Source organism: Psychrobacter sp. TWP2-1-2, from assembly GCF_049896785.1.
Taxonomy (GTDB): Bacteria; Pseudomonadota; Gammaproteobacteria; order Pseudomonadales; family Moraxellaceae; genus Psychrobacter.
Genome location: NZ_JAFCVA010000003.1, coordinates 261,692 through 276,399, shown reverse-complemented (window position 1 = coordinate 276,399; position 14,708 = coordinate 261,692). Strand labels below are relative to the sequence as shown.

Sequence of the window (14,708 nt, the reverse complement as noted above, 5' to 3'; positions counted from 1 at the left end):
CTTACGTCAGAGGTGCTGACAACAACAGATATAAATACTATGGAATTTGTTGATTAATTTCAACATTGACCTGATTTTGTTCCGCACTAATCACCACTGGATTACCTGACAAATCCCCTGACTCTGCACTGGCAGTACCACTATGGCTGATACGAGCGATGACAGCCAACTGAACTTTATCCGCTCTCGCCGATTTCAAAGTACGTTCAGGCATCATGGCATCCAAATCGCTTAGGCTAATGCTGGTTTCACCTTGCTTGATAACACTGATCGGCAAACGTTTGGCAGCAAATGGTGGTCCACCATTGACATCACGTATGGCGACAAACAACACATCGTCGGCTTTGACTAATGGCAGCAGGCTAGCATTAATCGTAACAGTCACTTCAACACCTTCAGAGGCTTGCTGTTGCTGAGCGGTGACATTAGCACTTAGCTCATCTAGACTCGCCAATGCTTTGGTATGATCACCAGGTTTAGCTGCAATACTGTCACGTAGACGCTTAATCCAGCCTTGTGCTTGATCAAAATTACTACTCCGTGCCTCACCCATTGCCATAAGCATTTGCGCGCCCTCATGCTCTGGATTTTTAGCCAACACGTCTTGTAGCACTCGGCGACTATTAGCGTCTAATTGGCCTTTATTGGCAAAGAAACTAATCTGTGCATAAGTGGTTGCAATCTCTTCATTGTCTGGTGACAAACGATAAGCACGCGACAAGGCTTCAATTGCGGAATCCGTCGCTTCTAATGATAAGAATAATTCTGATAAACGCATCCAGCGATCTGGATCATCAGCGTGACGATAGACATTGGTCTGCATGGCACTAATCAGCTGTTGACCATCTTCAATCGCCCAAGCAGGCGGCTGATCAATCTTACCCGTTAATAAATCATCAGCCACTTGACCCACTTTGTCTTCAGCTGCCCAAAGCTCGAACACAGGCGTACGATCGCCGACCATCAAATACGCCATCGCCGCGAGGACAGGCACCCAGACAGTAATAATCAATCGGCTTTTGATACCAGGCGCGACCATCGGTGTGACTTCACGCTGAGCATCTAATAACTGACGTTCAAGCTCCAGTTTTTGGTTCTGGTAATGGCTGTCATCGATAGTGCCATTGTCTTTGTCTGTTTTTAGTTCTGCTAGACGCTCACGGAACACAGCAACGTTGATATCCAACAGCTGATTGTCCAGAGGCTTTTCTGGCGAGCGTGACGCTCGCAGCCAAGGCATGATGGTAATAACAGCGAGTATTAAGGCGATGAGTAAGCTTAGAGCAATAAATAAGCCCACAGTAGAGAATATGGTCATTTTTTGTCCTTGAGGCTTGTAATATCATGGTCGTTTTTGTCATCGCTCGAAGCACGTGATAACAGACGATCAATCTCGGCTTTTTCAGCAGCAGACAGAGCAGCAGCCGTACTATTGACCGTTACCCCGCTTTCACCACTAGCGACAAGCTGACGTCGTTTGCTTTGCCAGAACCAGCCTATGAGTAAACTGATGAGTAATAGTGGCGGAAAAAACCACAAAATCCACGTTGATGGACGGACAGGCGGCTTATAAGTGATGAAATCGCCATAACGTTCCTGCATATAAGCACGAATCTCGCCATCACTACGACCATCTTTTATCAAATCATACGTTTTTTGCTTTAAATCTTGAGCAATAGGCGCATCCGAGCCTGCAAGATTTTGGTTTTGACATTTTGGGCAACGCAGCTCTTCGATGAGACCACGATATTGGGCTTCTTGCTGCACAGAATCAAAGTCATAAACCTCAATAGCAGCATAGCTTGCCATACTTATTAGACAAGCTATCAGTAAGCTCGCTACTTTTAACGTAACGGCTGTTATTTTATTGACTATCATTTACACGCCTCCGCAACCTGAGTCGGATCTGGACTGACGTCATTATTATTGGCTTCATTGAGCACCATCAAGCAAGGCGTAATACGGCTTTGCCAGTTGCTTTCATTGATCTCACCAATGATGTGCTGACGAATAATGCCATTACCATCGACTACGAAAGTCTCAGGCGCACCCGTCAAACCTAAGTCCAAAGCAAACTGACCAGATAAATCCTGAATGGACATCGAGAACGGATCGCCACCTCGGTTTAAGTAGCCTAGTGCATCAGCAATGTCATCTTTATAGTTGACCCCGACCAGATTGACACCGCGCTCCTCTAGCTGCATGAGAAAAGGATGCTCAATAATACAAGTTGGGCACCAAGAGCCCCAGATATTCATCAAAAAGGGCTTATCAGGCAGATTCTCATTGGTCATGATACGACTGGTATCTGATAATAACGGCAGCTCAAAAGCGGGCACTGGGCGCTCAAGTGCCGTATTGGTAACGATATCCGTCGGCTTACCCAAACGCAGATATAGCATGATGATTAAGCCAATGAAAACGATCAGTGGAATCAAAAACCATAGCTTAAGTTGCTTTTTATTCATGGTTTTCGTACCAGCTACCTTAGCTTGCTTTGCATTTTGCTCAGGGGATTGCTTTGATGTGCTCATATTAATTACCCCCTGTCTTTAATGCTGACGCATCCAAATCGGCGACGGTGGTAAAGCCTGCTTTATTCGCCGCAATTTGTGCAGGTGTCTTGGTTTTCTTAATACGATACCGATGATCAAGAATACTCAATACTGCACCAAACGCCATAATCAGAGCGCCTAGCCATATCCAGCGGATAAGCGGTTTCACATAAATACGTACTGCCCATTCGTTGCTATCTTCGGCGATAGGTTCGCCCAGTGCCACGTAAACATCACGCATGAGGCTAGCATCAATCGCGGCTTCTGTGACTGGCATCATACTAATGATGTAATTACGTTTTTCAGGATACAGCGTAGTCACAGCACGGCCATCTTTGCTGATTTCAACCTCAGCTTGGGTGGCATCAAAGTTACTGCCTTTGACTTCACGAAAGCCTTTAACAGTAAAGTCATAGCCTTGGACATGAACACTATCGTTTGGTCCAAGCGCGACATCACGTTCAATACTTAACGTACTGGTAAATGCGACGCCGATGACGGCAATAATGACACCAATATGAGCGGTCTGTTGACCCCAATAGCTCAGACGTAACTGGCGTAACCCTTTAACAAAATTGGGTGCGTTTTTGGTTTTGTCTTTGAAATCAACCACCATCCATAGCAGTACCCAAAAACTGACCGCCAAGGTAACGCCAATATTAAGCATCGCAGACGGGCTCACAAAATACGTGATAACTGCTGCAAGCACTAAACTACTGGCTGCAATGACCATACCAGCGCCCAATAGCGGACGGCTGTCTTTTTTCCAGCGAATGTTCGAGCCCATACCCATTGCTACTAATATCAGCCACGTTAGCGGTACAAACAGCGCATTAAAGTAAGGAGGGCCGACAGACACCTGACCTAAATTAAAGGAGTCAGCAATGATAGGATAGAGCGTGCCGAGTAGTACGACCAAAGTCGAAATCAAAATAATAACGTTGTTAATGACTAAAAATGACTCGCGTGAGATCAGCTGATACTGACTTTCGACGGTTAAACGCCAACCACGTACCGCAAACATCAACAAGCCACCGCCGATGATCACACCGAGAATGACTAAAATGACCAGACCACGCGTTGGGTCAGCGGCAAACGAATGCACCGAGGTAATAACGCCAGAACGCACAAGAAAGGTGCCCAATAGACTGAGTGCAAAAGCAAAAATCGCCAGCATAATCGTCCATGCTTTAAAGACACCACGTTTTTCTGTGACGGCAAGCGAATGTAGCAGCGCTGTACCAGCCAGCCATGGCATCAATGAAGCGTTCTCTACTGGATCCCAGAACCACCAACCACCCCAGCCAAGCTCATAATAGGCCCACCATGAGCCAAGCGCGATACCAACGGTCAAAAAGCCCCAAGCCGCCAATGCCCACGGACGCGACCAGCGTGTCCACACTGCATCTAAACGACCTTCCCACAATGCCGCCATACAAAAGGCAAACGGCACGACCAAACCCACATAGCCCATATACAGCATCGGTGGATGAATAATCAAACCGAAATCTTGTAGCACAGGATTTAGATCCGCACCATCAACAGGTAAGTTTGGCAATGTACGATCAAATGGCGACGAGGTAAAAATCAGCATCGCTAGCATCATCATCTGCACGCCGGCCAAAATTACCAACACTCGCGCACGCATAGACAGTGGCAAACCACGGCTAAAGTAAGAGACCAGCGCACACCAAGTAGCCATGATGGTCATCCAAAGCAGCAATGAACCCTCATGACCACCCCAAGTTGCCGACAGCTTATAATACCAAGGCAACAGCGTATTAGAATGCTGAGTGACATAGACTAGGCTGAAGTCATTGTAATAAAAGCCTGCCATCAGCGCGGCAAATGATGTGATCATGGCAGCAATTTGTGCCCACGCCAGACTTGGTGCCAAACGCTGCCACGCAACGTGATCACGCATAATACCGACGGTTGGTAATACCACCTGCAAAATCGCCAATATAAAGGCGGCTAGCAAGGCAAAATAACCCAATTCTGTGATTAACATACGGTCTAACCTTGTTTACCTTAATACGGTCATTGTTTATTTTAGGGATTGGTTTTTTAGGATATTCGAAAGTATCCAGTAATCGTTACTACGAGTATTTATACTGCTGGTCTTTATTAGTATTATTTATTATAAAAGCGCCGTTAGCCATTTATTATAAAAGCGCCATTAGCCATTGCAGCTGAGGGCGCTTACAGCAAGGTACATTAGCGTCAACTTGTCACGTTTCTGTATCCACTCTGTATGCGATGTGTATAAAGACCTAAAAAATGCGTCATCACTGAATCGCAGGAAAAAACACTAAGACCAGATGCAACCAGCCTGCTAAAAACCCTGTCAAACCACCCAACACGATTAACGTCATCTCATCTTCACGAAAAGCGGGACGTAATAAGTTCTGAAACTCATCTGGCGTCAGCGCGCGAATACGGTCACGAAACAGCCCAAAAATTTTACTGGCACGGCTTTCATTGAGCTCAGGATCTCGCAATGGCACCATTGTCGCAACAATTGACTTATCAATGATGGTGTTTTTTAGCTGTCCATATTCGCGGCGACCCAAGCCTAGGCGCAGTGTCGTACTAATCACTGGCGACTCTAGCACTTTATATAAATGCGACTTCATCAACTCACGCGTTTGCGCAGCACGGTCGCCATACATCATCTCATTCATAATGTTCTCAAGCGTCACCAAATCTTTTACGACAATCTCAGCAAAAACCTCAGAAACCTCCTCTTGGCGTTTCATAAAACCGCCTTGCAAACGGTACTGGGCGATATGTGGTAATTGCGGTCTAATAAAGGGAAAGCGACTCTGGACGGCAAAAAACTTCACATAAGGAATAAATCGCGGCTCTACAGGATTAAACACCATCCAAATAGCAATCCAATTGGTAAGAAAACCCCAAATAGCGGCAAAAAACGGCACTGTCCAATGCTGCGGCACCACCAAAAATATAAACATTTGGATAATACCGAAGACCAAACCAATCAAAGCACTGATATGCCAAATAAAATCGATCTCTTTTTGACCAACCTTCAAAAACATATTGACCATTAAACGACGATCACTTTCCATCGTGTTAACAATCATTTTGCGCATATCAACCAAGTCTTCGACGTTATGGGTCAAGTCAGTCACCAAAGACTGCATGATATTGGGCAGCTCTTGATGCGCTTGAGCGTAGACACGGCGCTTCAACGCATAAGGCAAATTACCCCACAGCGCTGGCGAATGATCCAACATAATTTCATCAATCAATGCTTCAAGGTTTTTGTCCACGGTATCCGTGATAAATACCGCCATCTGCTCAGGCTCCATCGCCTGAAAGAACTCATCAAGCGAGCCAAGCTTTGATAGCGTTTGATCCACGATAACGCCTGATATCTTGCCAGCCTTTCGTGGGACGATACCTTGCCAGCCAATACCCGGCAACCCAAAAAACGGGAAGTTTGGAATACGAATACCCCGAAACTTAATCGGATAGAACAGCATTTTAAGCGCCATCCACACGTGTATCCATGTGACAAATGCGGTCACAGGCGGAATAGTCAGCATGGCAAAAAACTCTGGGTGTTCAGCTATTGTCTGCCACAATGAAGTTGCATCCATGACTTATCTTGCCCCTGACAGGTTAATTGTCGTCGCTAATTAAAAAGGATTAGCAAATTAGAACGCTTAACAAAAAGCCGCTCTGCCCATGATAATTATTATCAAATAAATCGCCTGATTTTAGCATACTTGCCATTCATTAGCACACGTCGAGCCTAGGTAAGTTGTGACTAGGGATGACACGTTTTACTATTACTTTCGATAGTAACAATATTAATATCATCTACAGGCGCTTTAGATAATAACGACCACAAAATAAATGGCGGTGTACTGCGGCGGCTCATTTGTTCTGTTATAATTTGTGATTGTATGACCGCACATCGCTGTATATAGATTGAGGGATTATTATTTCAACTCATATCAGTCCATGTAATTGAAATTCTTATTATTATCCTTTATGCTCGCCGCACTTTGGTGAACGACCCTGCCCTTTTACTCTCTTTTATTGACTCACTGACCGTTTGGGCTCTTACTTTCTATGAATAAACCGCTAACCCCCAATACTGAACAGGTCAATCGTGTTTTCACCAGTCGTATTATTATCCTTGGAATTCTGATATTTATTGGATTGAGCGGCTTGATCGTGCGTTATGGTTACCTGCAAGTCTATGCGCACGATAAGTATACGACGCAAGCAGACAATAACCGTATTAAACTGATCTCTGCACCGCCCAGCCGCGGCTATATTTATGATCGCAATGGGATCATATTGGCAGACAACCAGCCCGTATTTACGGCCATGTTAAGCCCTGATGAAGTCGAAAATCCAGAGCGTACGCTAAATTTGCTTGCGCCTATTTTTGAGCTAACAGATGAAAATATTACCGATATTTTAGCGCGACTGAGTAAAAGCAAAAACGATCCTGTGACCATCAAAATTGACTTAACCGATGCCCAATTGGCGCAGTTTAGTGAGCGCAAACCCTTTTTTCGCGGTGTGACCATTCAAAGCAAGCTGACACGTTCATACCCTTATGACGAGCTATTTGCACACGTCATCGGCTATGTGGGGCGTATCAATGATAAAGAAACCAAACGCATTGACAAAGATCGCTACGCTGGCACTGACCTTATCGGTAAAATCGGTATCGAAGATTATTACGAGGATATATTGCTAGGGCAACCGGGTTATCAGTCGGTAGAAACCGATGCTCTTGGCAATATTTTGCGTCAATTAGACACTAAACCACCTGTAGCTGGTAATGACATTACGCTGAGCTTAGATTATGGCTTACAGCAAGTCGCCCAGCAGCAGCTAGACGGTCGTCGCGGCGCTATCGTAGCAATCGATCCAAAAAATGGTGATGTATTGGCGTTTGTCAGTAATCCAAGCTATGACCCCAATCCTTTTATCTCAGGCATCTCCTTTAAGGATTATGGCAATCTGCGTGAAGATCTGGATCAGCCGCTCTATAATCGTGCGCTACAAGGGACATACCCACCCGGCTCTACGATTAAACCTTTTGAAGGCTTAGGCGGCATTCATTATGGGCTGCGCAATTGGGAAACCACTATCTATGATCCCGGTTACTTTAGCTTACCAGGAGACTCACATCGATTCCGTGACTGGAAACGCGGTGGTCACGGTACGGTAGATCTCAAAAAATCTATCGTGATGTCAGTGGATACCTATTATTATAAATTGGCTTATGAGATGGGTATTCAGCGCCTACATGATTGGATGGCACGTTTTGGATTTGGTGAACCAACAGGTATTGATTTGCCCAATGAAAAATCAGGAATTATGCCGTCACCAAAATGGAAAAAAGACACCTATGATAAAGGCTGGTTACCGGGTGAAACCATCTCAGTCAGTATCGGGCAGGGTTATTTCTTAGCCACACCATTACAGATTGCCAATGCAACCGCCATGACAGCGAACAAAGGCTATCACATTACTCCGCATCTACTAAAAAGTAGCGATGGTGCAGCACAAGTTAACGTAATCACCAAACCCGATGGTAAAATCGAATATAACGGCAAACCGTCTGACTGGCTACGTATGCACGATGCGATGGAAGAAACCGTCAAGGCAGGTACCGGACGTGGGATTTATACGCCTCGCTATCGTATTGCGGGCAAAACGGGTACTGCGCAAGTCAAGTCCATTGCGCAAGGCAAACGCTATGATAAATCTGCCATAGACAAACGTCACTGGGATCACGCATGGTTCAATGGTTTTGCACCCGTAGAAAATCCTGAGATTGCGCTTGCAGTACTGGTCGAAAACGGTGGCGGTGGTAGTGTGGTTGCAGCACCCATCGGTCGCGCACTATTTGACTACTGGATATTACAGCGCAAAAACGACCCTATCTTGCCACCAACGGCTGACCAATTAAAAGTCATCAAGCGCCAAAAAGCTTTTGAAAAATTGATGCGTGATGCCCAGCGTGAAAAAGAAGAAAAAGCGCTAGAAGAAAAGGCAGAGGTGGAAGCAGCCACAGTCACCACGACCTCTGAGTAAAAGTACGCTAAACCAGATACGGTAAATATAAATATTATGAAAAAATCTATAAGCAGCCGCGAGCATAGGAACAATTATAAGAGCAAAAATATAGCTGCGGGCGACGTGCGGATCATTGGTGGTCAATTTAAACGCCGTGTTGTACGTTTTATCGACGCAGAGGGTCTACGTCCGACCCCAGATCGCTTGCGAGAGACGCTGTTTAGCTGGCTACTTCCTGATATTCATGGCGCTTATGTGCTTGATAGCTGTGCTGGTAGCGGTGTCTTAGGTTTTGAAGCACTGTCTCGTGGTGCCGCGCACGCCACCTTTATCGAAATAAATCCTGCGCAAAGTAATATGCTGCGGCAAAGTGCTGAACAGTTGCATCTGAGCACTGATACCCATCAAATTATCCAAGGCACTGCAGAAAGAGTATTGATGCAAGAGCAGATTGTTCCGCGCCCTTTCAATATTGTATTTATCGATCCACCGTATGCTCAAGATCTGTGGCAACCTATTTTAATAGCACTGATTACCCAGTCGTTAATTGATAGTGCAACACTGATTTATCTAGAAGCGGATAAAGATTTAGAGAGCCAATTGAAGCAACTGGAAGAGACGCTTAATAAAAATCCAGATAGCCAATCAGGTACTATTCAGCAAATAATCCGCTTTGAATGTGTGAAGCAGACCAAGGTTGGACAAGTTGTTGCTGGACTTTATCGTTTATCATCGTCATAATTGTCGGGTTAATGCCTTCCATTAACAAATTTTACAAATGTTTAGAACCGCTAAAAACTGGCCAACGCTGCAGTTTAATGTATATAAGGCGAAAATAAACCCCAATGCAGCTTGCAAGCGTAGGCACTACTGCTTATAATGTGCAGTCTGTTTTTTGAGAGCCCCGTTCCCAGCTAAACTCTCAACGAATTCTAATTTTAAGGTTTTATCATGAAAACACTTAGTGCAAAACCAGCTGAAGTGACCCATGACTGGTATGTCGTAGATGCTGACGGCAAAACCCTTGGTCGCTTAGCCACTCAAATCGCTAGTCGCTTACGTGGCAAGCATAAGCCTTCTTTTACGCCGCACGTTGACACTGGTGACTTCATTGTTGTCATCAATGCTGATAAAATCACGGTAACGGGTAAAAAAGCGCAAGATAAAAAATACTATCGTCACAGTGGCTACCCAGGTGGTATCAAGGAAACCAACTTCAGTAAGTTGCTTGCACATAAGCCTGAAGATGTTCTACACAAAGCAGTTAAGGGTATGCTTCCAAAGGGCCCTCTTGGCTATGCGATGATCAAGAAGCTGAAGCTATATGCGGGTACTGAACATCCACATACTGCACAGCAACCTAAAGAACTAGACATCTAAGGATATACTTATGGAACGCAATTACGGAACTGGTCGCCGCAAGACGTCTACTGCTCGTGTCTTTTTAGCTAAAGGTACTGGTAGCATCGTTGTTAACGGTAAGCCACTTGATGAGTATTTTAGCCGTGAAACTTCACGTATGGTTGTTCGTCAGCCTCTAGAATTACTTGACTCACCTACTGCTTATGACCTTTACATCACTGTAAAAGGTGGCGGTATTAGTGGTCAAGCTGGCGCAATCCGTCACGGCATCACGCGTGCATTGATTGAGCTAAACGAAGCCAACAAACCTGCACTAAAAGCAGCTGGCTTTGTTACTCGTGACTCACGTCAAGTTGAACGTAAGAAATTGGGTCTACGTAAAGCACGTAAACGTCCACAATTCTCGAAACGTTAATCAAAGCTATCTCTTATCTTTTTGCGGCTGTTGTCTTTATCTCAGAGCGACAGTCACAATCTTAAAGAAAAGAGTAGATTTGCAAAACCTTATAAGCTGTCCGCAGCTTATAAGGTTTTTTTATGGCTGATGACTTTTGCATTTGCTCGTGATTTTGTGCGTAAACCACCTTGCAAAGCAATGCTGACTACCCCATCATGATGATAACTTTTCATTATTAGTAACAATTTTATGAAAGCGCCTGAACAATACGACCCCAGCAAACCACCTGCCAAAAGCAGCCTACCACCATCAAGTACGCAGCAGCCTGCTAAGTCCCCAGCGATACCTGCTGGCATGCCAACGATTACCCAAAATCATAAGCGCACAGCACCCATCGAAAAAAAGTCTTTTCAATGGCAGTTTTTGTTGCCTAAATATTGGGGCATTTGGCTATTGGCAGCAATGATCTTACCCATCATATATTTGCCGCTACGTTGGCAGTTTTGGCTGGGACGTCAGCTTGGCATATTTATCTATAAAATAGCAGGCTCACGTCGGCGTGATACGCTTATCAATTTGAAACTGGCTTTTCCAGAAAAGCCAGACGTCGAGCGCGAATTGATGGCAAAACAAGTCTTTGTCAATCAGGGCATTGGTGTGTTTGAAACTTTATGTGCTTGGTATCGTCCAAATGTTTTTACTCGTACTGTTTCAATTTCGGGATTACAGCACGTTGTCAATGCACAGAATGACGGTCGTCCTGTCATTTTACTGGGCGCTCATTATACGATGCTTGATCTGGGCGGCATGCTCTGTACGCAATTTTTTCCGATGGATGGGATGTATCGACCGCAGAATAACGCGCTACTTGATTGGTTTGTTTACAATGGTCGTGCCAGTATTCTTAGCAAGCAAATAGCCAGTCGTGACATGCGCAGTTTTGTTGAGTCAATTAAAGCCGGTCATGTGATTTGGTACTCACCTGACCAAGATTATGGTCTAAAACAAGGCGTCATGGCACCATTCTTTGGTGTGCCAGCAGCGACTATTACAGCATCACGGCGCATGGCAAAATTGGGCGACAAGGCACATCCACCCGCATTAATGGCGCTGCATACTTACCGGCAGACACCAGACAGTTTACCCAAAGGCAAACGCCCGCACTATCATCTAACGATTACCCCAGAAATTCAAAACTATCCAAGTAACGATGAATTGGCTGATGCGACGCGAGTCAATGAGTTGCTAGAGGGGTTGATTCGTATTGATCCTACTCAGTGGATGTGGTTCCATCGTCGTTTCAAAAATGGTCCTGATGGTCGTACTGATATCTATAAGTAAGCGTGTATTGCTACGAAAAATCGCCAGAAAATTTGCTATACTTTGCAGCTTATATTTTTTATATTACCTGCATATAAATAACAATGAATTTATAATAAATTGAAAAACGAAACTTTTATAAATAAAACCTTGATGAACCACATAATGGATTTACCATGAATAATACTCATATTTCTGATAACCAAAGTTCTGACAACCAAGCTCCTGATCACTCAACGCAAGCCAAGCGCATTTTGACGGGCATCAAACCGACGGGTACCTTGCATTTAGGAAATTACGTTGGCGCGATTCGTCCAGCCATTCAGTCTATCCAAAACAGTGATGACGAAGCATTCTTTTTTTTAGCAGATTACCATGGCATTATCGGCTGTTATGATCCTGCTATTATTCATGAATCGACCAAAGCCATTGCAGCGACTTGGCTTGCCTGTGGACTTGATCCTGAGCGCGTCACTTTTTACCGTCAATCAGATGTGCCGGAAATACCAGAGCTTGCTTGGATTTTGAACTGCTCATGTGCCAAAGGTTTAATGAATCGTGCTCATGCTTATAAAGCAGCTGTTGATATTAATATGAAAAAAGAAGATGTCGATCCTGACCAAGGTATCAATATGGGGTTATTTGGCTACCCTGTACTCATGGCAGCAGATATCTTGATGTTTAATGCCACACATGTACCTGTCGGTCGCGACCAAATTCAGCATGTCGAAATGGCGCGTGATATTGCTGGTACCTTTAATCATCGCTATAAAACGCTCTTTACCTTACCCTCTGCCGTTGTAGATGACGATATCCCATTACTAACAGGTTTGGATGGTCGCAAGATGAGTAAGAGCTATGGCAATACCATTCCGCTATTTGGTGATTCTAATCCGCAAGTCAGTGCCGAAAAACAGATGCATAAAGCCATCATGAAAATTGTGACCAACTCACAACTGCCTTCCGAGCCAAAAGACCCTGATGACTCTGCTATTTTTGAGATTTATAAAGCCTTTGCTACTCCTACAGAAATTGCCGATATGCGCGCGCAGTTCGCCGCTGGTATCGGCTGGGGCGATGCCAAACAAGCCCTGTTTGAGAAAATAAATACGGAAATAGCACCCTTCCGCGCGCGTTATGAGCATCTTATGGCCAACCCAAAAGAGTTAGAAGAAATCTTACAAATGGGGGCAGAAAAAGCCCGTCGTCATAGCCGTAAGCAACTAGACAAAACTCGTCGTGCCATTGGTATCCGTCCACTTGCCAAACTTAAATAATCATTTGATTATGTTAACCAAGATGGATACTAAGCGTGCAGACTGAGCTAAAAAATGAACAAGCGGCTTTACCAAAAGCCGCTCTTCTTCTAACTGTACCTCAAGCCTCTGATTCTTTAGATACTAAGCGCGCACACGACGGCTCAGTTATCAATGATATGTCTTTACGCATTTACCAGACATCCGTACAACATCTACCAGAAGATCTCTATGTGCCGCCGCAAGCCTTTGCCATTTGGCTTGAGCAGTTTGCTGGACCATTAGATTTCTTGCTATATTTGGTCAAAAAAAATAACGTTGATCTGACCCAAATGCCGATACTACCCATAACGGAGCAGTATTTGGCTTACATCAGCGAATTAGATACCGAGCATTTTGAATTGGCAGGTGATTATCTGTTGATGGCGTCCACGTTGATTGCCATTAAAACCGAGCTGTTGCTGCCCAAGCCTGAAACTCCCAGCGATGAGCGTGATCCAAAAGCAGAACTGATTGAGCGCCTTGAAGAATATGCGCAAATCAAAGTAGCAAGTCAACGCTTAGATAATCTGGTGCGTCTTGAGCGCGATGTGTTTTTGGCCATGGTCAGTATGCCCGGTCAAGACGTCATGAATGCGGAATTACCTAGCTATTCGCCAAACCTTTTGATTGACAGCTTATTTAAAATGCAACTGCAGCCCGATTATCAAATGCATACCATTAAAGTTGACGCTGTTCCCCTTGCTGATCGTATTGCCAGTATTAGCCGACAGCTCAGTACGGATGGTGAGCACTCTTTTTATGAGCTACTAGATAAAACACAAGGTAAAATAGGTGTGGTTGTCAGCTTCGTCGCCATACTAGAGCTGATAAAACGACAGTTGGTTGGTATCGTAAATACTGATTTAGAAAGTCGCCCTACCACTGACAATAATGATGCTGAAGACCGTCATATTAAACCCTTAACGTTGCAGTGGTTGGCATAGTTATTATCGACCTATCTATTCTTATAAATATCGATACACATTATCATTTAAAAAGAGTCGCTTTCTAATGACAGATACTGACAATACCAAGCAAGATTATGACAAACCATCCTCATTATCTACCGCTTTACTGTCATTGACCAATGAGCAGCGACAGCATCTAGAAGACTTAAGCAAGCATATCGAAGTGCTATTACATGCGTCAGAAGCGCCCCTCACCGCCACTGTCTTAAGAGAACACCTGTCTTTAACGGCTAAAGAGCTAACACAGGTTTTGGCGCTGCTAAGACAGCGCTTGGATATGGGTGTGCTAAGCTTGCACGAAACTGCCAGCGGTTATCGACTGCAAATCGCGAATAATTATAGTGCCTTAATTCAACGCGTCTTCCCGCAACGCCAAGAACGCCTGAGCCAAGCCTTACTTGAGACACTTAGTGTGATTGCTTACAAGCAGCCAGTGACTCGTAGCGACATAGAGCACGTGCGCGGTGTGACGCTATCAAGCAATATATTGCGTCAACTATTTGATAAAGGCTGGATTGAAGAGAAAGGTTACAAAGAAACCTTGGGTCGCCCAGCATTGCTACATACCACGCCACAATTTTTAGATGCCTTTGGACTGAGTGAGTTGGGCGAGTTACCACCGATGCCAGATATCAGCGCTATCAAAGCGATGTCTTAAGCCTTTAGAGCGTGAAGCCTTTAAAAATCATTAAGCATTTAAAACATGATATAGAAGAGATTTAGCATTATTTTCCAGAGA

General features: G+C 44.6%; 13 protein-coding genes. 8 read left to right on the top strand and 5 right to left on the bottom strand.

Annotated features, from left to right (window positions below):
- Positions 1–37: 37 nt before the first annotated feature.
- The 5 genes from ccmI to ACP7AE_RS04675 form a co-directional block, all read right to left on the bottom strand.
- The gene (ccmI, locus tag ACP7AE_RS04695) at positions 38–1,318 is read right to left on the bottom strand and encodes a c-type cytochrome biogenesis protein CcmI (protein WP_426241651.1); all 1,281 of its coding nucleotides are present in this window, start codon (positions 1,316–1,318) and stop codon (positions 38–40) included.
- A complete protein-coding gene (locus ACP7AE_RS04690; protein ID WP_372862127.1) occupies positions 1,315–1,809 on the bottom strand; it encodes a cytochrome c-type biogenesis protein in 495 nt (164 codons plus the stop codon). Before ACP7AE_RS04690 ends, ccmI begins: the two co-directional genes overlap by 4 nt.
- 65 nt (positions 1,810–1,874) lie before the next feature.
- The gene (locus tag ACP7AE_RS04685; RefSeq protein ID WP_426241649.1) at positions 1,875–2,534 is read right to left on the bottom strand and encodes a DsbE family thiol:disulfide interchange protein; all 660 of its coding nucleotides are present in this window, start codon (positions 2,532–2,534) and stop codon (positions 1,875–1,877) included.
- A 1-nt stretch (position 2,535) separates the two neighbouring features.
- Positions 2,536–4,566 carry a heme lyase CcmF/NrfE family subunit gene (locus ACP7AE_RS04680; protein ID WP_426241647.1) on the bottom strand — a complete coding sequence of 677 codons (2,031 nt, stop codon included), beginning with the start codon at positions 4,564–4,566 and terminating at the stop codon, positions 2,536–2,538.
- 277 nt (positions 4,567–4,843) lie between these two features.
- Positions 4,844–6,178 (bottom strand): hypothetical protein, encoded by a 1,335-nt coding sequence (locus tag ACP7AE_RS04675; protein WP_087815527.1) that lies wholly within the window; start codon positions 6,176–6,178, stop codon positions 4,844–4,846.
- Positions 6,179–6,656: 478 nt separating this feature from the next.
- Between ACP7AE_RS04675 and mrdA the strand changes: the two genes are divergently transcribed.
- The 8 genes from mrdA to scpB all read left to right on the top strand — a co-directional run bounded on the left by mrdA (position 6,657) and on the right by scpB (position 14,627).
- Positions 6,657–8,642 carry a penicillin-binding protein 2 gene (mrdA, locus tag ACP7AE_RS04670; RefSeq protein WP_201540047.1) on the top strand — a complete coding sequence of 662 codons (1,986 nt, stop codon included), beginning with the start codon at positions 6,657–6,659 and terminating at the stop codon, positions 8,640–8,642.
- A 36-nt stretch (positions 8,643–8,678) separates the two neighbouring features.
- Complete coding sequence (rsmD, locus tag ACP7AE_RS04665; protein ID WP_201540046.1) at positions 8,679–9,365, top strand: 16S rRNA (guanine(966)-N(2))-methyltransferase RsmD; 687 nt, start codon at positions 8,679–8,681, stop codon at positions 9,363–9,365.
- 210 nt (positions 9,366–9,575) lie between these two features.
- A complete protein-coding gene (gene rplM, locus ACP7AE_RS04660) occupies positions 9,576–10,004 on the top strand; it encodes a 50S ribosomal protein L13 (RefSeq protein WP_045447009.1) in 429 nt (142 codons plus the stop codon).
- Positions 10,005–10,014: 10 nt separating this feature from the next.
- Positions 10,015–10,401 carry a 30S ribosomal protein S9 gene (rpsI, locus tag ACP7AE_RS04655; RefSeq protein WP_045451158.1) on the top strand — a complete coding sequence of 129 codons (387 nt, stop codon included), beginning with the start codon at positions 10,015–10,017 and terminating at the stop codon, positions 10,399–10,401.
- 231 nt (positions 10,402–10,632) lie between these two features.
- Complete coding sequence (locus ACP7AE_RS04650) at positions 10,633–11,724, top strand: lipid A biosynthesis acyltransferase (RefSeq protein ID WP_426241644.1); 1,092 nt, start codon at positions 10,633–10,635, stop codon at positions 11,722–11,724.
- A gap of 155 nt (positions 11,725–11,879) precedes the next feature.
- The gene (locus ACP7AE_RS04645; RefSeq protein WP_426241642.1) at positions 11,880–12,980 is read left to right on the top strand and encodes a tryptophan--tRNA ligase; all 1,101 of its coding nucleotides are present in this window, start codon (positions 11,880–11,882) and stop codon (positions 12,978–12,980) included.
- 158 nt (positions 12,981–13,138) lie between these two features.
- A complete protein-coding gene (locus ACP7AE_RS04640) occupies positions 13,139–13,945 on the top strand; it encodes a segregation and condensation protein A (RefSeq protein WP_201540082.1) in 807 nt (268 codons plus the stop codon).
- 67 nt (positions 13,946–14,012) lie between these two features.
- Positions 14,013–14,627, top strand: a complete 615-nt coding sequence (scpB, locus tag ACP7AE_RS04635; protein WP_201540043.1) for an SMC-Scp complex subunit ScpB — start codon at positions 14,013–14,015, stop codon at positions 14,625–14,627.
- The last annotated feature ends 81 nt before the right edge of the window (positions 14,628–14,708 follow it).

Coding starts and splice junctions, on each gene's coding strand:
- ccmI (WP_426241651.1), bottom strand. CDS start 1,318: ATGACCATATTCTCTACTGTGGGCTTATTTATTGCTCTAAGCTTACTC.
- ACP7AE_RS04690 (WP_372862127.1), bottom strand. CDS start 1,809: ATGGCAAGCTATGCTGCTATTGAGGTTTATGACTTTGATTCTGTGCAG.
- ACP7AE_RS04685 (WP_426241649.1), bottom strand. CDS start 2,534: ATGAGCACATCAAAGCAATCCCCTGAGCAAAATGCAAAGCAAGCTAAG.
- ACP7AE_RS04680 (WP_426241647.1), bottom strand. CDS start 4,566: ATGTTAATCACAGAATTGGGTTATTTTGCCTTGCTAGCCGCCTTTATA.
- ACP7AE_RS04675 (WP_087815527.1), bottom strand. CDS start 6,178: ATGGATGCAACTTCATTGTGGCAGACAATAGCTGAACACCCAGAGTTT.
- mrdA (WP_201540047.1), top strand. CDS start 6,657: ATGAATAAACCGCTAACCCCCAATACTGAACAGGTCAATCGTGTTTTC.
- rsmD (WP_201540046.1), top strand. CDS start 8,679: ATGAAAAAATCTATAAGCAGCCGCGAGCATAGGAACAATTATAAGAGC.
- rplM (WP_045447009.1), top strand. CDS start 9,576: ATGAAAACACTTAGTGCAAAACCAGCTGAAGTGACCCATGACTGGTAT.
- rpsI (WP_045451158.1), top strand. CDS start 10,015: ATGGAACGCAATTACGGAACTGGTCGCCGCAAGACGTCTACTGCTCGT.
- ACP7AE_RS04650 (WP_426241644.1), top strand. CDS start 10,633: ATGAAAGCGCCTGAACAATACGACCCCAGCAAACCACCTGCCAAAAGC.
- ACP7AE_RS04645 (WP_426241642.1), top strand. CDS start 11,880: ATGAATAATACTCATATTTCTGATAACCAAAGTTCTGACAACCAAGCT.
- ACP7AE_RS04640 (WP_201540082.1), top strand. CDS start 13,139: ATGTCTTTACGCATTTACCAGACATCCGTACAACATCTACCAGAAGAT.
- scpB (WP_201540043.1), top strand. CDS start 14,013: ATGACAGATACTGACAATACCAAGCAAGATTATGACAAACCATCCTCA.